19 protein-coding genes are annotated in these 21557 nt (G+C 68.5%); 9 read left to right on the top strand and 10 right to left on the bottom strand.

Annotation, left to right across the window (positions count from 1 at the left end; all coding sequences use genetic code 11):
• The first annotated feature begins 39 nt into the window (after window positions 1-39).
• From IB269_RS03220 to IB269_RS03235, 4 genes are read left to right on the top strand one after another with little or no spacing between them, the layout of a single operon-like run.
• Entirely contained in the window at window positions 40-486 is a 447-nt protein-coding gene (locus tag IB269_RS03220) for a (2Fe-2S)-binding protein (protein ID WP_012206692.1), read from the top strand.
• Window positions 464-2713, top strand: coding sequence for a xanthine dehydrogenase family protein molybdopterin-binding subunit (locus IB269_RS03225; RefSeq protein WP_192366399.1), 2250 nt, complete (start codon window positions 464-466; stop codon window positions 2711-2713). Before IB269_RS03220 ends, IB269_RS03225 begins: the two co-directional genes overlap by 23 nt.
• Before the next feature lie 40 nt (window positions 2714-2753).
• The gene (locus tag IB269_RS03230) at window positions 2754-3575 is read left to right on the top strand and encodes a TauD/TfdA dioxygenase family protein (protein WP_012206690.1); all 822 of its coding nucleotides are present in this window, start codon (window positions 2754-2756) and stop codon (window positions 3573-3575) included.
• 53 nt (window positions 3576-3628) lie between these two features.
• Complete coding sequence (locus IB269_RS03235; protein ID WP_096913650.1) at window positions 3629-4606, top strand: Bug family tripartite tricarboxylate transporter substrate binding protein; 978 nt, start codon at window positions 3629-3631, stop codon at window positions 4604-4606.
• Window positions 4607-4659: 53 nt separating this feature from the next.
• Here the strand turns inward: IB269_RS03235 and IB269_RS03240 are convergent, their stop codons facing one another.
• From IB269_RS03240 to IB269_RS03280, 9 genes are all read right to left on the bottom strand, one after another.
• The gene (locus IB269_RS03240) at window positions 4660-5391 is read right to left on the bottom strand and encodes a TetR/AcrR family transcriptional regulator (protein WP_224986460.1); all 732 of its coding nucleotides are present in this window, start codon (window positions 5389-5391) and stop codon (window positions 4660-4662) included.
• Between the two features lie 46 nt (window positions 5392-5437).
• On the bottom strand, window positions 5438-5770 hold the full coding sequence (locus IB269_RS03245; RefSeq protein ID WP_034396086.1) for a thioredoxin family protein: 333 nt from the start codon (window positions 5768-5770) through the stop codon (window positions 5438-5440).
• Window positions 5771-5782: 12 nt separating this feature from the next.
• Window positions 5783-7129, bottom strand: coding sequence for a gephyrin-like molybdotransferase Glp (gene glp / locus IB269_RS03250; protein WP_192366400.1), 1347 nt, complete (start codon window positions 7127-7129; stop codon window positions 5783-5785).
• Complete coding sequence (mobA, locus tag IB269_RS03255) at window positions 7129-7878, bottom strand: molybdenum cofactor guanylyltransferase MobA (protein WP_225613950.1); 750 nt, start codon at window positions 7876-7878, stop codon at window positions 7129-7131. The genes glp and mobA overlap by 1 nt, the downstream gene beginning before the upstream one ends.
• 85 nt (window positions 7879-7963) lie before the next feature.
• Window positions 7964-9100: a GTP 3',8-cyclase MoaA gene (gene moaA / locus IB269_RS03260; RefSeq protein WP_012206684.1), complete on the bottom strand. Its 1137-nt coding sequence runs from the start codon at window positions 9098-9100 to the stop codon at window positions 7964-7966.
• Window positions 9101-9165: 65 nt separating this feature from the next.
• Entirely contained in the window at window positions 9166-9951 is a 786-nt protein-coding gene (locus tag IB269_RS03265; RefSeq protein WP_192366401.1) for an SDR family oxidoreductase, read from the bottom strand.
• A gap of 24 nt (window positions 9952-9975) precedes the next feature.
• Window positions 9976-10575: a DUF2889 domain-containing protein gene (locus IB269_RS03270; RefSeq protein WP_192366402.1), complete on the bottom strand. Its 600-nt coding sequence runs from the start codon at window positions 10573-10575 to the stop codon at window positions 9976-9978.
• Window positions 10576-10650: 75 nt separating this feature from the next.
• Window positions 10651-12084, bottom strand: coding sequence for an aldehyde dehydrogenase family protein (locus IB269_RS03275; RefSeq protein WP_096913645.1), 1434 nt, complete (start codon window positions 12082-12084; stop codon window positions 10651-10653).
• A 95-nt stretch (window positions 12085-12179) separates the two neighbouring features.
• Complete coding sequence (locus IB269_RS03280; protein ID WP_013801494.1) at window positions 12180-13016, bottom strand: Crp/Fnr family transcriptional regulator; 837 nt, start codon at window positions 13014-13016, stop codon at window positions 12180-12182.
• Window positions 13017-13078: 62 nt separating this feature from the next.
• Between IB269_RS03280 and IB269_RS03285 the strand changes: the two genes are divergently transcribed.
• From IB269_RS03285 to IB269_RS03300, 4 genes are all read left to right on the top strand, one after another.
• Complete coding sequence (locus IB269_RS03285; protein ID WP_192366403.1) at window positions 13079-13621, top strand: DUF962 domain-containing protein; 543 nt, start codon at window positions 13079-13081, stop codon at window positions 13619-13621.
• Window positions 13622-13774: 153 nt separating this feature from the next.
• The gene (ppa, locus tag IB269_RS03290; RefSeq protein ID WP_013801496.1) at window positions 13775-14302 is read left to right on the top strand and encodes an inorganic diphosphatase; all 528 of its coding nucleotides are present in this window, start codon (window positions 13775-13777) and stop codon (window positions 14300-14302) included.
• Window positions 14303-14482: 180 nt separating this feature from the next.
• Window positions 14483-16252 carry a methyl-accepting chemotaxis protein gene (locus tag IB269_RS03295; protein ID WP_192366404.1) on the top strand — a complete coding sequence of 590 codons (1770 nt, stop codon included), beginning with the start codon at window positions 14483-14485 and terminating at the stop codon, window positions 16250-16252.
• A 498-nt stretch (window positions 16253-16750) separates the two neighbouring features.
• Window positions 16751-18571 (top strand): methyl-accepting chemotaxis protein, encoded by a 1821-nt coding sequence (locus IB269_RS03300; protein ID WP_192366405.1) that lies wholly within the window; start codon window positions 16751-16753, stop codon window positions 18569-18571.
• A 15-nt stretch (window positions 18572-18586) separates the two neighbouring features.
• On the opposite strand, the gene IB269_RS03305 is transcribed toward IB269_RS03300, so the two are convergent.
• Window positions 18587-19810: a GNAT family N-acetyltransferase gene (locus tag IB269_RS03305; RefSeq protein ID WP_192366406.1), complete on the bottom strand. Its 1224-nt coding sequence runs from the start codon at window positions 19808-19810 to the stop codon at window positions 18587-18589.
• Between the two features lie 86 nt (window positions 19811-19896).
• Here IB269_RS03305 and IB269_RS03310 point away from each other — a divergent pair, with 86 nt between their 5' ends.
• The gene (locus IB269_RS03310) at window positions 19897-21546 is read left to right on the top strand and encodes an NAD+ synthase (protein WP_192366407.1); all 1650 of its coding nucleotides are present in this window, start codon (window positions 19897-19899) and stop codon (window positions 21544-21546) included.
• Window positions 21547-21557 lie beyond the last annotated feature (11 nt).

Consider the following 21557-nt stretch of genomic DNA (forward strand, 5'->3'; position numbering starts at 1 on the left):
ATGCAGCCCGGTCGATGCGGGCGCATTGGAGACCCCACGATGAAATTCACCCTCAATTCCCGAAGCGTGGCCTTTGACGGCGACGGGCAGACCCCCTTGCTGTGGGTGCTGCGCGATCACTTCAAGCTGCCCGGCACCAAGTTCGGCTGCGGCATCAGCATGTGCGGAGCCTGCACGGTCCATGTCGATGGCGAGCCGGTGCGCTCCTGCGTGCTGCCCGTCTCGACGGTGGGCGGCAAGGCGGTCACGACCATCGAAGGGCTGTCCAGCAACCGTTCCCACCCCATCCAGAAGGCCTGGATGGACAAGGACGTGCCGCAGTGCGGCTACTGCCAGTCCGGCATGGTCATGGCCGCTGCCGCGCTGCTCAAGACCCATCCACAGCCCACCGATGCGCAGATCGACGAGGCCATGACCAATCTGTGCCGCTGCGCCACCTACCACCGCATCCGGGAGGCCATCCATGCCGCAGCGTCCAAGCAATGAACGGGGCCGCACGGCCGGCTCTGCCATCTCGCTGCGGCGCAGGCATCTGCTCCAGAGCGCTGCTGCGCTGCTGGTGGTGCCTGCTGCCGGCAGCCTGCTGATTCCGCTGGCGCAGGCCGCGCCAGCGGAGGCCGGTGCAGCGGCAGCAACGGCCTCCTCCATCGGCGACTGGGTCTGGATCGAGCCTTCGGGGCAGGTGGTGATCGGCGTGTCGCAGTGCGAGGTGGGCCAGGGCATCTACACGGGCCTGCCCCAGGTGCTGGCTGACGAGCTCGATGCCGACTGGGCCAGCGTGACCGTGCGCTTCGTCACGGGGCGCGACGCCTACCGCAACGATGCGGGCGAGATGCCGTTCCAGCAGTTCGTGGGCGCGTCGATGTCGATGAACTATTTCTACGAGCGCATGCGCCTGGCCGGTGCCCAGGCCCGTGATGTGCTGCTGCGTGCCGGCGCGGCCCGGCTGGGCGTGCGGGCATCCCAGTGCAGCACGCGCGCCGGCCGGGTGCTGCACTCCGCGACGGGTCGCAGCGTGGGCTACGGCGAGATCGTGGCCGAGGCTTCCAGGCTGTCCATCGCCGCGCGCCCGCGCATGAAGTCGGCTTCCGAGCAGGGCCTGATCGGCCGCAACCTGCGCCGGGTGGACACCCCGGCCAAGGTCGATGGCAGTGCGGTCTTCGGCATCGATGTCGAGGTGCCCGGCATGCTGATCGGCGCAGTGCGCATGGCGCCCAGCGTGACGGGGCGCATCGTGCGCATCCGCAACGAGGCAGAGGTGCGCGCGCGCCCCGGCGTGCATGCCGTCGTGCGCACCACGCAGTGGCCCGACCCTGAGCCCAGCACCGTGGTCGTGGTGGCCGATTCGTACTGGATCGCCAAGCAGGCTGCCGATGCGCTGGACATCGAATTCGACGCCGGCGCGGCGGCCGGCGTGGACAGCGAGCGCATCCATGCGCAGTTCGTCGCAGGTCTGTCGAACGACAAGGCCGTCGTTGCCCGCAGCCTGGGCAAGCCGCGCGAAATGCTGGCGGCGGGCAAGCCGATCACGGCCGACTACCACTCGCCCTACATCACGCACGCCACCATGGAGCCGCTGGCCGCCACTGTCCATGTGCGCGACGGTGAGGTCGAGACCTGGGGGCCCTACCAGGGCCAGGACTTCCTGCGCGGCGAACTGGGCAAGGCCTGCGGCGTGCCTGCGGACAAGGTCATCGTGCACACCACCTTCCTCGGAGGCAGCTTCGGGCGCAAGTACATGCCCGACTTCGCCTTGCATGCGGCAGCGGCATCCAAGGCCGTGGGCCGGCCCGTCAAGGTCATCCGCTCGCGCGAGGACGACATACGGCATTCCTACTATCGGCCCGGTGCCTCGGGGCGGCTGAGTGCCGTGCTGGGCGCCGACGGCCTGCCGGCCGCGCTGCATGCGCGCATCTCGGGCCAGTCGCTGTACGGGGCCATCAACCCCAAGAAGATGGCCGATGCAGGCGGCTGGGACGAGACCATGGTCGAGTCCATCTACGACCTGATCTACGGCGTGCCCAACCTGCTGGTGGATGCCGTGGACGTGCAGCAGCCCATACCGCTGAGCTATCTGCGCAGCGTGGGCACCACGTCCAGCGTGTTCTTCCTGGAAAGCTTCATCAGCGAGCTGGCCCACACCGCAGGCGTGGACGACTACCAGTACCGGCGCCGCCTGCTGGCCGGCCAGCCGCTGGCGCTGGGCGTGCTGGATGCGGCGGCCAAGGCCGCGCGCTGGGAGCAGCCCGCGCCGGCAGGCCTGCACCGCGCCATGACCTTCAACGTCTACACGGGGCGGGGCGAGAGCTTCCAGACCTTCGTCGCGCTGGTCATGGAATTGCGTGTTGTGGAAGGCCGCGTGCGGCTGGAGCGCGCCATCTGCGCCATCGACGCGGGCCGCGTGGTCAACCCGGGACTGGTCAAGGCCAATGTCGAAGGCGGCATCGGCTTTGCGCTGACCAACACCTTCAAGAGCCGGCTGGGCTTTGACAAGGGCGTGGTGCAGCAAAGCAATTTCCACGACTACCCGCTGCTGCAACTTGCCGAAATGCCCCGCGTGGAGGTGGTCCTGGTCGAGAGCGACCGGCCGCCCCAGGGCTGCGGCGAAGTGGCCCTGGGCCCCACGGCGCCTGCCGTGGCCACGGCCCTGTTCCATGCCACCGGCCGCCGGTTCCGCTCCATGCCGCTGCCGCAGGACATCGCGTCCACCTGATCACCACCCCAACCCCGTTTTTTTCGAGAAAAGGAATTTCATGCAAGTCGAACACATCACCCCGTGCATAGGATCGGAGATCTACGGCATCGATCTCTCGGACCCGGCGCAGGTGCATGACCATGCGGACGCGCTGCGCCGGCTGCTGGCCGAGCGCCAGGTCATATTCTTCCGCGACCAGACGCTGGACCCTGCGCAGCAGGTGCGCGTGGCCCAGGTGTTCGGCAAGGTAGAGCCCGTGTCCTCCACCTTTCCCTCGCACCCGGACGATCCCCATGTCGAGCTGCTGATCAGCCAGGGCACGCGCACCGGCACCGACATCTGGCATGCCGACCTGACCTGGCAGACCAAGCCGCCCGCCGGTGCCTGCCTCTACGCCGTGGACGTGCCGCCCACGGGTGGCGACACCATGTGGGCCAGCATGACCACGGCCTTCGCCTCGCTGGCGCCCGAGCTGCAGGCCTATCTGCGCAAGCTGCGCGCCACCCACAACTGGGAGGCGCCAGCGCTCAGGCAAAGCCTGATGCGCCGAGATCCGTCTGGCGAGGCCTATCGCGCCACCCGCCTCAAGCATCCGCCGCTGGAGCAGCCCGTGGTCCTGGAGCACCCGGTCACCGGGCTGCCCGTGGCCTTTGTGAACTCGCTCTACACCACGCACATAGAAGGCGTGACCAGCGACGAGAGCGCGGCCCTGATCGCCATGCTCAGCGGGCTGGCCAAGGTGCCTGAATGGCAGGTGCGCTTTCGCTGGCGCAAGGGCTCGGTGGCCATCTGGGACAACCTGGCCACGCAGCACTACGCGGTCAATGACTACCACCCCGCAGCGCGGCGGATGCACCGTGTGGCGATACGCCAGGCTTGAGCCCGGCAACGACCTTTGCTGACAATGAAAAAACCACGATGAAAGCCCTCTCCATGAAAGCGAAACGCAGAACGCTCGCCCTGGGCGCGGCCATGGCCCTGGCGCTGCTCGCCGGTCCGGCGCAGGCCCAGACCTACCCCCACAAGCCGGTCACCATCGTCGTGGCCTACCCCGCTGGCGGCGATACCGACGCGCTGGCGCGGCTGCTGGGCGAGAAGCTGTCGGCCCGCATCGGCCAGTCCGTGCTCGTGGACAACCGCGCGGGCGCCAGCGGCACCATAGGCAGCAGTTTCGTGGCCAAGGCACCGGCCGATGGCTACACGCTGCTGCTGGCGCCCAATACCTTTGCCATGGCCCAACTGGTGCTCAAGCTGGGCGCGGGCCACGGCTACGACGTGCTCAATGGCTTCACGCCCGTGATCGAGGTCGGCTCCACTTCGCTGTTCCTCGTCGCCGGGCCCGGCGCAGGCGTGCGCAGCTTCAAGGAGGCCATCTCCACCAGCCAAGGCCGCTCGCTGGGCTATGCCACGCCGGGCAATGGCTCGCCCATGCACTTCCTCGGCGAGATGGTCCGGCGCGCCACGGGCGCCCGCTTCGAGGCCATACCCTACAAGGGCGTGGCCCCGGCCGTCACCGATGTGGTGGGCGGCCATGTGCCCTTCACCTACAGCACGCTGGGCTCCATCGCTCCCTATCTGCCCGGCGGCAAGCTGGTGGCGCTGGCCGTGGCCGACGCCCAGCGCTCACCGCTGGCGCCCGACGTGCCCACGCTGGCCGAGCTGGGCTACAAGGACGTGGAGCTGACCGCCTGGTACGGCCTGTTCGGCCCCAGGAACATGCCCGCCGAGGTGGTCAAGCTGCTGAATACGCATCTCAACGAGATCCTCAGGATGCCCGACGTGGTGGCGCGCATGGCCACGCTGGGAACCGTCCCTGTGGGCGGCCCGCCCCAGCGCCTGGGCAAGACCAATGCCGGCGATTTCGAGCGCTTCGGGCGGCTGGTCAAGGAGCTGGGCATACAGCCGGACTAGATTGAACAGGCGCCGAACGAAAGGAGGGAGGAAGCAGCGGGCGCCGGCGCAAGTCATCCCGGGTGGTGGCCCGGGGAAGGAGGGTGGTCTTGCGCCGGCGCATCCTGCCTGATGCGCTCGGCCAGCAGATGGGACATGAAGCGCAGGTAGCGCTCGATCTGCTGGTCTGCCTCGGGTCCCTCACCGAACAGTTCGGCCAGCAGCGGCCGTGCCGTGGGCAGGAAGGCCGAAATGCTGAGGATGGCCAGGTGGATGAAGCGCGGGTCCACCTGTGCCGGGTGGCTGGCCTGTGCTCCGTTCATCAGCATGGTCGAGGTCAGCTCCAGCCCGCGCCGCGTGATGCGCTGCAGCGGCGTGCCCGAGGGCGGCGGCTCTTCTTCGCTTTCGTAGTGGTAGATCTCGGAGAGCGCCAGCCGCTCGAACTGCGGGTGCTCGCGCATGAAATCCAGCCGCAGCAGCAGGCGCTGGTAGACGCGCTCTTCCACCGTGCCCTGCGTCCTGAGCGCCACTTCCATGCGGTTTTGCAACTCGCGCATCAGTGACTCCGTCACCTCCTGCAGCAAGCCCTTGAGGCTGCTGAAGTAGTAGCGCACCAGGGCACGCGTGACACCGGCTGCCGCCGCGATTTCCAGAATGCTCAGCTGCTCCGGCGTGCGGGTCTTGAGCAGGTTGACCGTGGTCTGCAGGATGATGTCCCGTCCCACGGCATCGTCGGCCAGCGGGCGGCCGCTGTTGCGGCGGGGCTTTTTGGGCGCGGATTCGGTTGGCTTCTTTTGAGGCGGCATGCGGGCCATTGTCGGCGATACACAGGCAGCGGCCGCGCCGCAAGCGTCAGGGCTGGGCGGTGATGCGGGCCAGTGCGTCCGCGATCTCGCGGGCCTGCTGGGGCCGCACCAGCCTTTGCACCTCCTGCCCGTCACGCAGAAAGATCAGGGTGGGCCAGAGCTTGACGCGGTAGCTGCGACCCAGGGCCCGGCCGGGGCCGTCTTCCACCTTGATGTGCGCCACCTGCGGGGCGGCATCCAGCGCCTGGGCAATCAGCGGTTGCGCGCCCTGGCAGTGGCCGCACCAAGCGGTGCCGAACTCCAGCAAGGTAGCGCCGGGCAGCGTGTCGACGGTGCTGCGATCGGGGGCGTCGGTCAGGTGCTTGGACTGGAAGGGCATGGGAATCTCCTGTCAGGGAAAGGCCTGCAGCGGCAGGATGGACACGGTTTCACCGGCTTGCACGGCACCGCGCTCATGTTCGAGCACGATGAGGCAGTCCGCCTCGGCCATGGAGCGCAGCACGCCCGAGCCCTGCGGCCCGGTGGTGCGGACCAGGCAGCGGCCATCGGCGCCTGTGAACAGAAGGCCGCGCTGGTACTCGGTGCGGCCCGGCCGCTTGGACAGCGCATGGGCAGCCACGGCCTGGGGCAGGGCGGCCGCCTCGGCAGCTGCCTGCGCAGCGCCCATGAGCTGCAGCAGCGCCGGACGGACAAAGACCAGAAAGCTGACCATGGCGGCCACGGGATTGCCAGGAAGGCCGATCAGCACCGTGGTGCGTGCAGGCGTGCGGCTTGCGGCAAACGGCGTGCCCGCATCGGGCTGCAGCAGGCCCACGGCCAGCGGCCGGCCGGGCCGCATGGCCAGTCGCCAGAAGTGCACGCAGCCCATGCGCTGCAGCATGGCGCGCGTGTGGTCGGCCTCGCCTGCGCTGATGCCTCCGCTGGTCAGCACCACGTCGGCCAGGGAGGCGGCTTCGCGCAGGCGCTCCTGCAGGGCCTCGGGTTCGTCGGCCACCACGCCCAGGTCCAGCACCTGCACGCCCATGCGCTGCAGCAGGCCGATGAGGCTGAAGCGGTTGCTGTCGTAGACCGCACCCTCGCGCGGCGCCGTGCCGGGGTGGAGGATTTCATCGCCCGTGGAGAAATAGGCCACGCGCAGCCGCCTGCGCACGCGCACCTGGGGCTGGCCCAGGCTGGCGATCAGGCCCAGGGCCGCGGGATGCAGGCGCTGGCCCGCCGCCAGGGCCACGCGGCCCCGGCTCAGGTCCTCGCCGCGCAGGCGCCGGTTGTCCCCGGCACGCACGCTGCCTGCCGGAATGCCGATGTGGTCAGTGCCTGCGGACACGGTGCGTTCATGCGCGACCACCGTGTCCAGCCCGCTAGGCAACACGGCGCCGGTCATGATCTTGATGCACTCGCCGGCCTGCACGGTGCCGTGCCAGGGTTTGCCGGCCAGGGCCTGGCCGACTACGCGCAGCACCAGCGGTGCAGCGGGCGAACCGGCGTGAGCTGCCTGCAGCTGGCCACCATCGAAGGCATAGCCATCCATGGCGCCGTTGTCATGCGCTGGCACATCAACGGGGGAGACGATGTCTTCGGCCAGCACGCGGTCCAGCGCATCGGCCAGCGCCAGCGTCTCCACCTCTGCCACCGGGCCCAGGGGCTGCAGCAGGCTGGCCAGCTGTGTCAGGGCCTGATCGACCCTCAGGTCCTGGGTGGATGCGGTGGTGGGGGATGCGGGCTGGAAGGATGCTGTCATCAGAACGGAATCCGGTTGGGCAAGGCGGCGTGCGGGCCGGCGGCGCGGGGCACTACGACGGGGTGGCTGCCGGCGCACGCCAGCGCCTGCAGCTCCTGCTGCGTGTTGGCGTTGGCAAAGGCCAGCGGGCTGTCGCCTGCGCGGTCGAAGAGGGCCGTGGCGCAGCGGTGCTGGCCCGTCCATGCATCGATCTTGCGGCCGCCCGAACGTATGAACGATTGCAGACTATCACGCAGCGATGACCGCATCAGGCAGAACACGGGCTGGGCCCGCAGCAGGGATTGATCTGCGTCAAGCGAGTGCTCCCAGCCATGGGCGACGACGATGTCGGCCGCAGGCTGCTGCGACAGCGCCGCCTGCACAAGCCGCTCCACAAGGTCCAGCGGGAACAGCGGCGTATCGCAGGGCACGCAGACCAGCCAGGGCGTCCGGCAGTGCATCAGGCCGCTCAGGAAGCCGGCCAGCGGGCCGGGATAGTCGGGTTCGGCATCGGGCCAGACCGGCGCACCGTGGGCCGCGCCCAATTGCGCATAGGCCTCGGCATGGCGATTGGCGTTGATCAGCAGATGCCCGACCTGGGGCGCCAGGCGGTCCAGCGCATGGGCCGCCAGCGGCTGGCCCAGAAAGGGCTGCAGTCCCTTGTCGATGCCGCCCATTCGCATGCCGCGCCCGCCTGCCAGCACGCAGCCCGTGATGTCGTTCAGGGGCAGGGGGGCGGGCTGGACAGCGGGCTGGGAAGAAGGAGGCATATGGGGCGGGAGGGAGCAGCGGGAAAAGGAGTAGGGGGCGGGGCGGCGATGGCAGGGCGCCGACGCCCCGCGCACGCCGCACGAATCAGCCGCCGATGTAGCTCATCTCGATGCGCCTGCGCTGCGTGCCCGTGCTGGCCGGCAGGCTGGCGCGCAGCTCGGAGTAGCGGTCGCTGCGCTGCTGCCAGATGGGGGCCAGCGCGGAGGCGACCTCTGCATCGCTGGCGCCGCTGCGCAGCAGGCTGCGCAGGTCCCAGCCTTCGGAGGCGAACAGGCACAGGTACAGCCGGCCTTCGGTGGACAGGCGCGCGCGGTTGCAGTCGCCGCAAAAGGCATGGGTGACGCTGCTGATCACGCCGACCTCGCCCAGCGACGGGTCGTGCAGGCCGCGCGCGTCGGCATAGCCCCAGCGCACGGCCGTCTCGCCGGTGGCGCTGGGCTGCAGCGGCACCAGGGGCAGTTCGGCGCGCAGCCGGGCGATGACCTCGTCGGAGGGCAGGACCTCGTCCATGCGCCAGCCGTTGGTCGCGCCCACATCCATGTATTCGATGAAGCGCAAGGTCACGCCCGTGCCCTGGAAGTGGCGCGCCATGGGCAGGATCTGGTCTTCGTTGGTGCCGCGCTTGACCACCATGTTGACCTTGATGTTGGTCAGGCCCGCGGCCTGGGCCGCCTCGATGCCGGCCAGCACGTCGGAGACCGGGAAGTCCACGTCGTTCATGCTGCGGAACACCGCGTCGTCCAGCCCGTCCAGGCTCACGGTGACGCGGTTCAGGCCGGCGTCCTTGAGCGCGCGGGCCTTGCGGGCCAGCAGGGAGCCGTTGGTGGTCAGCGTCAGGTCCAGCGGCTGGCCGCCGGGCGTGCGCAGGGCGGAGAGCTGCTCCACCAGCGTTTCCACGTTCTTGCGCAGCAGCGGCTCGCCGCCCGTCAGCCGGATCTTCTGTACGCCGTGCTGCACGAACAGGCGCGCCGTGCGCGTGATTTCCTCGAAACTCAGCAGCGAGCCGTGCGGCAGGTAGCTGTAGTTCTTGTCGAAGACTTCCTTGGGCATGCAGTAGCTGCAGCGGAAGTTGCAGCGGTCGGTGATGCTGATGCGCAGGTCGCGCAGCGACCGGCCAAGCCTGTCCTGCAGATCGCCGGTGGGCGTCTGCAGCAGACTTGGCACGGCGGCCGGGCGCGTGGGGGCGCGCTCGTCGACCAGGGGGATCACTCGTTCTGCCATGCCTGCGATTTTGCCCGAATGCCTATGTCCAGGCACTGCGCAAGCCTGCAGTTCTTGATCTGTGTCTAGACGCAGCGCGCTCCGTCTACCTCGATGCAGGTGCCGCTGATGAAGGCGGCCTCGTCGCTGGCCAGATACAGCGCGGCATTGGCCACGTCCAGCGCTGTGGAAAAGCGGCCCAGCGGAATCGTCGCGCGAAAGCGCGCGCGGCGCTCCTCGTCCACGGGGCCGCCGGCAAACTCGGCGGCCAGGCCGGTGTCGGGGTTGAAGACGGGGTTGATGCAGTTGACGCGGATGTTCTCGGGCCCGAGCTCGGCCGCCATGGACTTGCTGGTGATGATGACGGCACCCTTGGAGCCGTTGTACCAGGTCAGCCCCGGCCGAGGGCGCAGGCCGGCCGTGGAGGCGATGTTGATGAAGCTGCCGCCGCCAGGGCGGCCATCGGCCAGCGCCGGGTTGGCGCGCATGGCGGGCACGCCGTGCACGGCAGAGAGGTAGATGCTCTTGACGTTGATGGCGTAGACGCGGTCGAACTCGGCCTCGCTGACTTCGAGCATGGGGCGGTTGCGGTGCGTCCAGCCCGCGTTGTTGATGAAGGCGTCGAGCCGGCCATGCGCCTGCAGCGAGGCCTCCACCAGGGCCTTGACCTGTTCGCTGCGTGTCATGTCCGCCTGCACGAAAAGTGCCCGGCCGCCTTCGGCGGTGATGGACTGTGCCACGCGCGTGCCCGCCTCGCGGTCGATGTCGTTGACGATGACCCGGGCACCTTCGGCGGCCAGCCGCTGGGCGATGCCGGCCCCGATGCCGCTGCCGGCGCCTGTGACGATGATGGATTTGTCCTGGACACGCATCGGGCTTTGCTCCTCGGTCGGGGGTCAGGCCCCCTGGGTTTCGGTGGTGGCTGTGGTCGCCGGGATCGGGGTCACGCCGCCTGTGCCGGGCTGCCAGCCCACGAATTGCGGGTAATAGCGGGCCACGCCGGGGCCGTTGAAGTCCCAGCCCAGGCACTGGCCCAGGTGGCGTGGCGGCTGGCTGGGGTCGGCATCGCCAAAGACGCCCGGCACGGACTGGAAGGCGGCGGTGGCCATGTTGAACAGCAGCTCGCGCAGATGCGTGCAGCTGGCCACGCCGCCCAGGTTCTCGTTGATGGCCTTGCGCCAGCCGCGCGCCATGCAGCAGCCCACCATTTTCTGCAGGGCCCGCGTGGCCTCGGGGCAGTGGCCCAGCGGGTGGGAATCCATGACGACCTCGATGGCCTGCACCGTCAGGCGGGCATCGACCGTGGTGCGTATCCACATGTGGTGTATGGCCGTGCCGGCGGGCATGTGGCGGCCGCCGCTCAGTTCGATGTCATGGGTCTTGCTGTCGCGCAGCTCGCCTTCGATATCCCAGAGGCCGTCGGCGCGGGCGTAGCTGCGGTAGCGCACGTCGCGTTCATGCTGGGGCGTGCGGTCGGGAATGGGGGACAAGGGCATGGGGGAAGCTGTTCTTTCTGTCGCGGGCTGACGGCTGGCGCCGGGCATCCCGCGATTTTCCGTCATGCGCAAAGATCAGCCATGCCGTATGGCGACGGTCTTCAGCGTGGTAAAGCCGTAGAGCGCCTCGAAGCCCTTTTCACGGCCATGGCCGCTGGACTTGACGCCGCCGAAGGGCAGCTCCACGCCGCCACCGGCCCCGTAGTTGTTGATGAAGACCTGGCCGCAGCGCAGGCGCCGCGCCATGCGCAGCTGGCGCGCGCCGTCGCGCGTCCACAGGCCGGCCACCAGGCCGTAGGCCGTGCCGTTGGCCAGTTGCACGGCATGGTCCTCGTCATGGAAGGGCATGGCGCAGAGCACGGGGCCGAAAATCTCTTCCTGCGCCAGCCGGTGCTCGGGCGGCACGTCGCGCAGCAGGGTGGGCGCCTGGTAAAAGCCGCTGTCGGGCGCATCCTCGACGATCTGGCCCTGCGCCACCACGGCAATGCCGGCCACCTGGGCATCGGACAGGAAATCCCAGACGCGCTGCTGCTGGCTGGCGCGGATCAGCGGCCCCAGGTCCAGGTCCATGGCGGCCGGGCCCACGCGCAGCGCCTCGAAGGCCTGGCCCAGGCGTTCGAGCAGCGGCTCGTAGATCAGCGAGTCGATCAGCACGCGCGAACCTGCCGAGCAGGTCTGGCCCGCGTTCTGCACGATGGCGTTGACGATGGCGGGCACGGCGGCATCAAGGTCCGCGTCTGCAAACACGATCTGCGGGCTCTTGCCGCCCAGCTCCAGCGTGACGGGGCAGTGGCGCTCGGCAGCCGCCTGCTGGATCAGCGTGCCCACGCCGGGGCTGCCTGTGAAGCTCAGGTGGTCTACGCCGGGATGGCGCGCCAGGGCCTCACCCACCTCGTGACCCAGGCCGGTGACCACGTTGAAGGCGCCGGCTGGAAAGCCTGCCTCGGTGGCCAGCCGCGCCACGCGCAGCACGGACAGGCAGGCGTCTTCCGAGGGCTTGACCACACAGGTATTGCCCGCGGCCAGCGCCGCGCCCACGCTGCGGCCCAGGATCTGCATGGGATAGTTCCAGGGCACGATGTGGCCGGTCACGCCGTGGGGCTCGCGCCAGGTCAGGGCGCTGTAGCCCTGCTGGTAGGGCAGGGTCTCACCGTGCAGCTTGTCGCAGGCGCCGGCATAGAACTCGAAGTAGCGCGCCAGCGCCAGCACATCGGCACGGGCCTGGCGCGTGGGCTTGCCGCAGTCGCGCTGCTCAATGGCCGTGAGTTCATCGGCATGCTGGAGCACGCTGCCCGACAGGCGCATCAGCAGGCGCCCGCGCTCTGCGGCAGAAAGCTTGCTCCAGACGCTGTCCTGGCACTCGCGCGCCGAACGCACGGCCAGGTCGATGTCCTGGGGCGAGCCGCGCTGCAGCTCGTCGAAAGCCTGCCCGTCCGACGGGTCCAGCACGGGGATCGTGCGTCCCGACTCCGTGGGCACGGACGCATTGCCGATGTAGTGGTATTGCATGGAGCCCGATTGTGGGGCGCCCGCGCCGCTTGTCCAGTCCCGGGCGTTGCTGCGTCCCCTCGATCGCCTTGGTGGCTCCAGCGGCTTCAGTGGCTTCAGTCCTCGGGCCAGCCCGCGTCGCGCAGGCCCTGCCGGTCCAGCACCTCCATCTTGCCGCGCCGCAGTTGCAGGCAACCGGCCTGCTGCAGCTCCTGCAGGATCTGGTTGGTGGTCTGGCGCGACAGGCCCAGCATGCGAGCCAGCTGTTCCTGGGAAACATCCAGCTCGCGGCGCCAGCGCTGGCGGCCCTGGCCGTCCGGCTGCCACTGGTCAAAGCCTTCGGCCATGCGCACCAGGCGCCGCGCCAGGCGCTGCGGCGCAGGCAGCAGTGTGTGCTCCTCCAGCGCCATCAGGCATACGCGCAGCTTGTCGGTCAGCAGCAAGGCCAGCACCTGCCAGTGTTCGGGATGGGCCGCCAGCCATGCCTGCAGTGGGGCCTGGGGCACGTGCAGCACGGTGCAGGCCGTGGCTGCCTGGGCATCGTGGGTGCGCTCGGCTCCATCGAACAGCGCGATTTCCCCCAGCCACATGGGAGGCTCCACCAGGGTCAGCAGCGCCGTGCGGGCCTGCTCGCCGCAGGCGGCCGTTCCCGAGATACTGAGCGCACCACGCGCCACCGCATAGAGGCCGCAGGGCGGGTCGCCGCGCCGGAACAGCCAGTCGCCTGCCGCCAGCGTGCGGGGCTGGGCCAGTGCCTTGAGCTGTGCGCCCAGCTCCGGCGGCAGGGCGTGGAACCAGCGGCCCGCCTCGATGGTGGCCCAGAGATCGGCCATGCCCGGCGGGCCGGCCGCAGCACGGCGCCGTACGCCGCGCGGGGCGGCGTGGGCTGCCGGAGCTGCCGGGGCGGGTGCGGGTAAGCCCGAGGTGTGCGATGAGGCTTGTGTCGGATCCATGACAGACGCCAATCCTTGATGACACCACCATGGTTGCGCAACATCCACCGCAGGTGCAGCCTATGAAAACCCTCATCGACCAACTGTCCCAGTACGCGGACTATCACCGTGATCCGCGCAACATCCTCACGCACTTCGTCGGCGTGCCGCTGATCATGTGGGCGGTGGTGATTTTGCTGGCCCGCCTGCAGTGGGCTGCCCCCTTGGGCGACGGCCTGCCCCAGCTGCCATTGAGCCTGGCCCTGCTGGCGGCACTGGCGGCAGGCATCTACTACTGTCTGCTGGACCTGCGCTACGGCATCGCCATGGCCCTGGTGCTTGCCCTGATGCTGGCGCTGGCCCAGCCCATCGCCATGCTGCCGATGGGGGCTTGGCTGGGCTGGGGCCTGGGCATCTTCGCCGTGGGCTGGGTGATCCAGTTCGTGGGCCATTACTACGAGGGCCGCAAGCCGGCTTTCCTGGATGACATCGTGGGCCTGGTCATCGGGCCGCTGTTCGTGCTGGCCGAGCTGGGCTTTGCCCTGGGCCTGCGCCGCGAAGTGCAGCATGCGGTGGAGCAGCGCAGCGGGCCCGTGCAGCGGCGCGCGGGCGGCGCACACGCCTGAAAACGGCCCGGGCGCTGCAAGCTTGGCGCAGGCTTGCCGCCGTAGCATGGCAGGCGTTCCTGCGGAGCCATCCGTGGGGGCGCGTGCCTGCGCCTAAAATCACGCTGCTATCCCCCTGCGGGGGCTTTTTTGTTTCAACTCTCCTCATCCATCATGTCTTTCGACAAAGTCACACCGGGCAAGAACGCTCCTGAATCCTTCAACGTGGTCATCGAGATCTCGGCCAACTCCGATCCCATCAAGTACGAAGTGGACAAGGAAAGCGGCGCCGTCTTCGTGGACCGCTTCATGGGCACGGCCATGCACTACCCGGCCAACTACGGCTATGTGCCCCAGACGCTGTCCGGCGACGGCGATCCGGTGGACGTGCTGGTGATGACGCCCTTCCCGCTGCCCCCGGGCGTGGTCGTGGCCTGCCGCCCCATCGGCATCCTGCTGATGGAAGACGAGTCCGGCGTGGACGGCAAGGTCCTGGCCGTGCCCACGCAAAAGCTGCTGCCGGCCTACGACAAGATCAACACGCTGGAAGACATCCACGAGATCACCCTCAAGCAGATCCAGCATTTCTTCGAGCACTACAAGGACCTGGAAAAGGGCAAGTGGGTCAAGGTGCTGGGCTGGAAGGGCGTGGACGAGGCCAAGAAGGAAGTCGTGGACGGCATCGCCAACTACAAGGGCTGATCCTTCTCACTCCCGTTGAGGGAGTCTCAACTGCGCTGAGGTAAATGCCCGCTTCGCAGTTGATACAATTTGAAACGCACCCGTTGCCTACGCGCCGGGTGCGTTTTTTGTTTTGTCGTGGATCAAGGTTTTGGCAGATCAATCAGGCGCTGATGGGGACATCGGCCCGGGAGCGAGCAAATGAAGTTGGCAGATTGGCGCATGGGCACGAAGCTGGGCATGGGATTCCTCGTCATGGTCCTGTTCTCGGCCATCCTGGGGGCGGTGGCCTGGTTGCAACTGGCGCAAATGCACCGCAACGCATTGCATTTGTCGGATGTGGCCCTGCCCAGCATGTTCCATGCGGGCGCCATGCGCTCCGAGTACAACCGCCTGCGCCGCCACGAGGCCGGCATCGCCTCGGCGCGCAGCCTGGGCGAGGTCGATGGCTTTGCCAAGCAGGTGCAGGACCGGCTGCAGACCATCGGCGAGCATGAGACGGCTCTGCGTGCGCTGATCGACCAGCAGGCCCTGCGCGCGGCCTTTGACGACTACCTCGGCTTCAAGCAGCAGTTCCTGGCCATGCATGCGCGCCTGCTGGAGCGCGCGCGTGCCGGCAACTATTCGACCACCGAGGAGCAGGCCTTCATGGCCGACGAGATGGGGCTGATGTTCGCCGGCGAATCCGAGGCGCAGTTCGGCAAGCTGGCCGAAAGCGCCGGCCGCCTGCTGACCCTGCAGCGCGAGGCGGGCGAGCAGGCCCGCCAGCAGGCGCAGGCCGGCTTTGACCTCGCCCGCATCTGGGTGCTGGGCACGCTGGCCGTGGTGGTTGCCATTGCCGCCCTGGTGGGCTGGGCCATCACGCGTGCCGTGACCGGCCCCGTCGCCCAGGCCGTCCATGTGGCGCGCAACGTGGCGGCCGGCCATCTGGAGACGCCGGTCACCAGCCGCCGCCGCGACGAAATGGGCCAGCTCATCAACGCACAGGAAGACATGCGCCGCAAGCTCGCCGAGCTGGTGGGCGAGGTGCGCGGCAACGCGCAAGGCGTGGCACTGGCCGCCGGTGAGATCGCCCAGGGCAATGCCGATCTGTCGGCGCGCACCGAAAGCCAGGCCAGCGCGCTGGAGGAAACGGCAGCCTCCATGGAGCAACTGGGCGCCACCGTGCGGCAGAACGCCGACAGTGCGCGCCAGGCCAACCAGATGGCGGCCTCCGCATCGGGCATCGCCGCGCGTGGCGGCGAAGTCGTGGCCCAGGTGGTGGACACCATGAAGGGCATCAACGACAGCAGCCGCCAGATCGCGGACATCATCGGCGTGATCGACGGCATTGCCTTCCAGACCAACATTCTTGCGCTGAACGCCGCCGTGGAGGCGGCCCGCGCTGGCGAGCAGGGCCGGGGCTTTGCCGTGGTGGCGGGCGAGGTCCGTTCGCTGGCCCAGCGCAGCGCCGAGGCGGCCAAGGAGATCAAGGCGCTGATCCAGGCCAGCGAGCAGCGCGTGGAGCAGGGCACGCAACTGGTGGACAAGGCGGGCGAGACCATGTCGGAAATCGTCACCGCCATCCGGCGCGTGACGGACATCATGGGCGAGATCAGCGCGGCCAGCAGCGAGCAGAGCGCGGGCGTGGCCCAGGTGGGCGATGCCATCACGCAGATGGACCAGGCCACGCAGCAGAACGCGGCCCTGGTGGAGCAAAGCGCCGCCGCCGCCCAGTCGCTGCAGCAGCAGGCACAGGCCATGGTGGCCTCGGTCTCGGTATTCCGCACGGCGGCTGCCGATGCGCCAGCTGTCACTGTGGCGACTGCCGCAGCATCGTGCGCAACGGTTGTTGCCTCCCTGGCATCGCGTCCGGCCCTGGCTCCCATGGCCGCCAGGCCGGCGCAACAGATCGCTGCGGCCACCCCCGCCAAGGCCACCAAGACCACCAAGACGACCACCGCCGACGATGAGGAGTGGGCCGCGTTCTGAGGCCTCACGCGCAGTTCAGCTTCCTTTTCTGGCGGCTCCATGCTTTGCATGGGGCCGCTTTCCTTTTGTGTCTGGCGCTGAGCTGGCGCAAGACGGGAGCGAGAGGCTGTGGCACAAATCTGCCAGTGAAGGTTTCTGCCTACTACCAGTACCTGAACTTGTCCTGAACAATGCCTGGATACTGGCAGAATGTAAGTGGATGTAGTCCTATTCTTACAGCGTGAACAATGGCGGCTTCTGGCGCCGCTCCCTAGGAACGAAGGGGTATCCCGTGATCACCTTGTTCTCATGGCCGCCACGCCTGGCGGCAATCAGTCTTCCAGCAGACCGAGCCACCGCGGTGGCTCTCCCTCTCCAATCCTTGCCCACAAGCCGACTTGCGCGGTTGCGGCAGATCTGTTTTTGCGAAGTCCGCGCCGGGCCTGGCTGACGCCTGTCCATGGCGCAACACAAAGCTAGGCACAACAAGATGGCAGGACTTCGACAAGAAAGACGAACGTGAAAAACCTCAAGATCTCAACGCGCATGCTGGGCACCTTCGGTCTGCTGGTGGTGCTGCTGCTGGCCGTGGTGGCCGCAGCCCTGGTGCAGTTGCGCGCCATGCGCGCCAGCATGGAAGTCATCACGGGCAACGCCATGCCCAGCGTGGAAGTGATCAACCAGATCGGCACCGATGTCGTGCGCACGCGCCTTCTGGAAGTGCGCCATGTCAACAATGACGATGCCGCCTACAAGACCGATTCGGAAAAGCAGCTGGAACAACTGCAGCGCCGCCTGGCCGAGCGCAAGAAGGCCTATGAGCCGCTGCTGTCATCGGACGAAGAACGCAGGCTCTACGCGCAACTGGTCCAGGAACGCGAGCGCTACCAGCAACTGAGCCAGCAGGTGCTGGCGCTGTCGCGCCAGGGCGAGAAGGAAAAGGCCCAGGCGGTGCTGGGCGGCGAGTCGCTGAAGCTCTACAACGATTCGTCGAACACGCTGGATCTGCTGGTCAAGCTCAACAGTGATGCCGCCTTGCAGGAAAGCCGCAACGCCGAGGCCGTGTACGGGCGCTCGGTCGTCGTCCTCAGCGTGGCGGCGCTGGCTGCCGTGCTGCTGGCCGTGCTGGCCGGCCTGTGGCTGACGCGCTCCATCCGCGCGCCGCTGGCGCATGCGGTCGATGCCGCAGACCGCGTGGCCAACGGCGACCTGGGCGGGACCATCCGCATCGACCGCCATGACGAAACCGGCCTGCTGCTGGGCGCGCTGCAGCGCATGCAATCGAGCCTGGTGCAGACCGTGCGCAGCGTGCGCCAGAACGCCGAAGGCGTGGCCTCGGCCAGCGCGCAGATTGCCTCCGGCAATGCCGACCTGTCCAGCCGCACGGAAGAGCAGGCCAGTGCCCTGGAGCAGACGGCAGCCTCCATGGAGGAGTTGGGCTCCACCGTGCGCCAGAACGCCGACAACGCACGCCAGGCCAATCAGCTGGCGCTCAATGCATCCAGCGTTGCGCGCCGTGGCGGCGAAGTGGTGGCCGAGGCCGTGGAGACCATGAAGGGCATCAACGACAGCAGCCGGCGCATCGGCGACATCATCGGCGTGATCGACTCCATTGCCTTCCAGACCAACATCCTCGCGCTCAATGCCGCGGTGGAGGCGGCCCGCGCAGGTGAGCAGGGCCGGGGCTTCGCCGTGGTCGCGGGCGAGGTGCGATCGCTGGCCCAGCGCAGCGCCGAGGCCGCCAAGGAAATCAAGGCGCTGATCACGGCCAGCGTGGAGCGTGTGGAGCAGGGCTCGCAACTGGTGGACCGCGCAGGCACGACCATGACCGAAGTGGTGGCCGCCATCGGCCGGGTCACCGACATCATGGGCGAGATCAGCTCGGCCAGCACCGAGCAGAGCTCCGGCGTGGCCCAGGTTGGCGAAGCCGTCACGCAGATGGACCAGACCACGCAGCAGAACGCGGCCCTGGTCGAGGAAAGCGCGGCCGCCGCTGCCTCGCTGCGCAAGCAGGCGCAGGACCTGGTCGAGGCCGTGGCCGTCTTCCAGTTGCCCCGTGGCGCCACGGACAGCCATGCGCATGTGCCGCACAGGGTGGCGGCACCGGCCAGCGCCGCAGCGCGCCCCGCAGCCCCGCCTGTCCGGCCTGCCCCACCCGCCAGCCCTGCGCGGCCTGCGGCCCTGGGCGGCGGCGGTGCGCCTGCAGGCGGCGAAACGCTGGCCCGCCGGCTTGAGCGCGATGCCACGCCCCCCATTCGGCCGCGCGCCGGACCCACGCAGGCCGGCAAGCCGGCACCACGCCAGCCCGGTCAGGGCGATGACGACTGGGAAACCTTCTGAGCCTTGGCCCTCGCCTTACCCCTGGCGCAGCGGGCTGTGGGCCTGCAGCTCCTGCAGATAGCCGGCCATGCCCTCGCCCTCGCGGTCCAGAAAGCGCGAGATGGCATCGGCAAAGGACGGGTGGGCAATCCAGTGGGCGCTGGGCGTGACCACGGGCAGCAGTGCCCGTGCCATCTTGTGCTCACCCTGGGCGCCTCCCTCGAAATGCGCAATGCCGCGTTCTATGCACCAGGCGATGGGCTGGTAGTAGCAGGCCTCGAAATGCAGGCAATCCACGCGCTCCAGTGCGCCCCAGTAGCGGCCGTAGGCGGTTCCCTGCGGGGTCTGCGGCGCGTGGGCGCGCCCGTCCGGATAGCCGGCCGACAGCCTTGCGGCCGCAGCATCCAGCGCGATCAGGCTGCAGGCCATGGGCTGGCCGTCGCGCTCGGCGATGAACATCAGCCAGGCCTCGGGCATCTGGCGCGCCATGGCCTCGAAGAAGGCCGGTTCGAGGTACGGGGCGTTGCCATGCTCCAGGTAGGTACGCTCGTGGCAGCGGTAGAAAAAGGCCCAGTCCTCTGCTCCCATGTCCGGCCCGTGCAGGGCGCGAAAGCGCACGCCGGCCTCATGCACCTTGCGCCTTTCCTGGCGTATCTTCTTGCGCTTTTCCTGGTTCAGCGTCGCCAGAAAGTGGTCGAAATCGCTGTGCCCGGCGCCATCGGCGCCCTGGTTGCTCCAGTGGAACTGCACGGTGCTGCGCTGCATCCAGCCGTCGGCATCGCAGGCTGCCAGATCCTCGGCATCGCTGAACAGCAGGTGCAGCGAAGACAGCTGCTGCGCCTGGGCCCATTCGCGCACCGCGCGCACCAGGGCTGCACGCAGCAAGGGCGTGCGCGCCAGCAGGCGGCTGCCCGGCACGGGCGTGAAAGGCACGGCCAGCACGCCCTTGGGGTAGTAGTCCAGCCCGTGCTGGGCGTAGGCACGTGCCCAGGCAAAGTCGAACACGTACTCGCCATAGGAGTGCGCCTTGGCGTAGACCGGGCAGGCGGCGACCAGCTCGCCGCCCTGCCAGAGCGTGACCACGCGGCCGGCCCAGCCGGTTTGCGGCACGGCGCTGCCACTGGATTCCAGCGCGCTCAGGTACTCGTGGCGCATGAAGGGAGTGGGCGCGGCCTGCGATGCCAGCAGCGCATTCCATGCCTGGGCATCGAGCTGCTGCACGCTGTCCAGCACGCGGGTGATAATTGTGGTTTCAGCCATGCCATTCCTTGCAGGCCGGTGTGACGCGCGCTGCCGCCTTTCGCTGTGGGGTGGCCTTGTCGGCCCTGTTGGCTCCATTGCATTCCATGACGCTCTCCATCTGCACTGCCCAGCTCAACTTTGTCGTGGGCGACCTGCCCGGCAATGTCCAGAAAATCATTGCCGCAGCCCGTGAAGCTTATGCCACGGGAGCGCGCTTGCTGCTGACGCCCGAGCTTGCCCTGTGCGGCTATGCGGCCGAAGACCTGTATCTGCGCCCCGCCTTTCTGGATGCCTGCGACCAGGCCGTGCAGCAGCTTGCGCTGGAGACCGCGCAATGGCCGGGCCTGGCGCTGGTGCTGGGCCATCCCTGGCGCGACCAGGGCGCCGGTGGCGCGTTGCGCAATGCGGCCAGCGTGCTGCGCGACGGGCGCGTGGAATGCAGCCATGCCAAGCAATGCCTGCCCAACTACGGCGTGTTCGACGAGCAGCGCTACTTTGTGGCCGGCCAATCGCCCTGCGTGATCGAAGTGCAGGGCGTGCGTGTGGGCCTGCTGATCTGCGAGGACGCCTGGCATCCCGAGCCCGCACGCGCCGCCGCCCAGGCCGGCGCGCAATTGCTGGCCGTGATCAATGCCTCGCCCTTTCATGAGGGCAAGCAGGCCGAACGCGAAGCCACGCTGGCCGCGCGTGCGTGCGAGACCGGCCTGCCCCTGGTCTACGCACATCTGGTTGGCGGCCAGGATGAAATCGTCTTTGATGGCTGCTCCTTTGCCGTGCAGGCGGACGGCTCCATTGCCGCGCGCGCGCCGGCCTTTGCCGAGGCCTTGCCGCGGGTGGAGGTCCGCACGGGCGGGCATGCGCTGGTGCTGGCCGGCGAGGTGATTGCGCAGCCAGGGCACCTGCCGGCGCTGTGGTCCGCCCTGGTGCTGGCCGTGCGCGACTACGTGGGCAAGAACCGTTTCCCCGGCGCCCTGCTGGGCTTGTCGGGCGGTATCGACTCGGCCCTGGTGCTGGCGATTGCAGTCGATGCCCTGGGAGCGGACAAGGTGCATACGGTGATGATGCCTTCGCCCTATACGGCCGACATCAGCTGGATCGATGCGCGTGACATGGCCGAGCGCGTGGGCGTGCGCTATGACGAAATCTCCATCGCGCCCCAGTTCGAAGCCTTCAAGGCCGCGCTGGCCCCGGCCTTCGCGGGCCGCGCCGAGGACACGACCGAAGAAAACCTGCAGGCCCGCATCCGCGGCACCTTGCTGATGGGCCTGTCCAACAAGTTCGGCTCCGTGGTGCTGACCACCGGCAACAAGAGCGAGATGTCCACCGGCTACTGCACGCTCTATGGCGACATGGCGGGCGGCTTCGCGGTGATCAAGGACGTGCTCAAGACCGAGGTCTTTGCGCTGGCGCGCTGGCGCAATGCCAACGATCCGTTCGGCACGGGGCTGGACCCTATTCCGGATCGCATCATCACGCGCCCGCCCAGCGCCGAACTGCGCCCTGACCAGAAAGACCAGGACAGCCTTCCCGCTTATGAGGTGCTCGATGCCATCGTGCGCCGTTACATGGAAAATAACGAAAGCATCGCCTCCATCGTGGCCGACGGATACGCCAGCGCCGATGTGGAGCGAGTGACGCGCCTGATCCAGATCAACGAGTACAAACGCCGCCAGGCGCCCGTGGGGCCGCGACTGACGCGCCGCAGCTTCGGCAAGGATTGGCGCTACCCCATCACCAACCGCTTTCGCGCTTGAAGCACCTGAGG

Origin of the sequence: Delftia sp. DLF01 (genome assembly GCF_014852125.1) — a bacterium.
In the GTDB taxonomy this organism is placed as follows: Bacteria; Pseudomonadota; Gammaproteobacteria; order Burkholderiales; family Burkholderiaceae_C; genus Comamonas; species Comamonas acidovorans.

Coding starts and splice junctions, on each gene's coding strand:
- IB269_RS03285 (WP_192366403.1), top strand. CDS start 13,079: ATGAAAACCCTCATCGACCAACTGTCCCAGTACGCGGACTATCACCGT.
- IB269_RS03240 (WP_224986460.1), bottom strand. CDS start 5,391: ATGCCGCCTCAAAAGAAGCCAACCGAATCCGCGCCCAAAAAGCCCCGC.
- glp (WP_192366400.1), bottom strand. CDS start 7,129: ATGACAGCATCCTTCCAGCCCGCATCCCCCACCACCGCATCCACCCAG.
- mobA (WP_225613950.1), bottom strand. CDS start 7,878: ATGCCTCCTTCTTCCCAGCCCGCTGTCCAGCCCGCCCCCCTGCCCCTG.
- IB269_RS03280 (WP_013801494.1), bottom strand. CDS start 13,016: ATGGATCCGACACAAGCCTCATCGCACACCTCGGGCTTACCCGCACCC.
- IB269_RS03225 (WP_192366399.1), top strand. CDS start 464: ATGCCGCAGCGTCCAAGCAATGAACGGGGCCGCACGGCCGGCTCTGCC.
- IB269_RS03265 (WP_192366401.1), bottom strand. CDS start 9,951: ATGCGTGTCCAGGACAAATCCATCATCGTCACAGGCGCCGGCAGCGGC.
- IB269_RS03245 (WP_034396086.1), bottom strand. CDS start 5,770: ATGCCCTTCCAGTCCAAGCACCTGACCGACGCCCCCGATCGCAGCACC.
- IB269_RS03220 (WP_012206692.1), top strand. CDS start 40: ATGAAATTCACCCTCAATTCCCGAAGCGTGGCCTTTGACGGCGACGGG.
- ppa (WP_013801496.1), top strand. CDS start 13,775: ATGTCTTTCGACAAAGTCACACCGGGCAAGAACGCTCCTGAATCCTTC.
- IB269_RS03295 (WP_192366404.1), top strand. CDS start 14,483: ATGAAGTTGGCAGATTGGCGCATGGGCACGAAGCTGGGCATGGGATTC.
- IB269_RS03235 (WP_096913650.1), top strand. CDS start 3,629: ATGAAAGCGAAACGCAGAACGCTCGCCCTGGGCGCGGCCATGGCCCTG.
- IB269_RS03305 (WP_192366406.1), bottom strand. CDS start 19,810: ATGGCTGAAACCACAATTATCACCCGCGTGCTGGACAGCGTGCAGCAG.
- IB269_RS03270 (WP_192366402.1), bottom strand. CDS start 10,575: ATGCCCTTGTCCCCCATTCCCGACCGCACGCCCCAGCATGAACGCGAC.
- moaA (WP_012206684.1), bottom strand. CDS start 9,100: ATGGCAGAACGAGTGATCCCCCTGGTCGACGAGCGCGCCCCCACGCGC.
- IB269_RS03275 (WP_096913645.1), bottom strand. CDS start 12,084: ATGCAATACCACTACATCGGCAATGCGTCCGTGCCCACGGAGTCGGGA.
- IB269_RS03230 (WP_012206690.1), top strand. CDS start 2,754: ATGCAAGTCGAACACATCACCCCGTGCATAGGATCGGAGATCTACGGC.
- IB269_RS03310 (WP_192366407.1), top strand. CDS start 19,897: ATGACGCTCTCCATCTGCACTGCCCAGCTCAACTTTGTCGTGGGCGAC.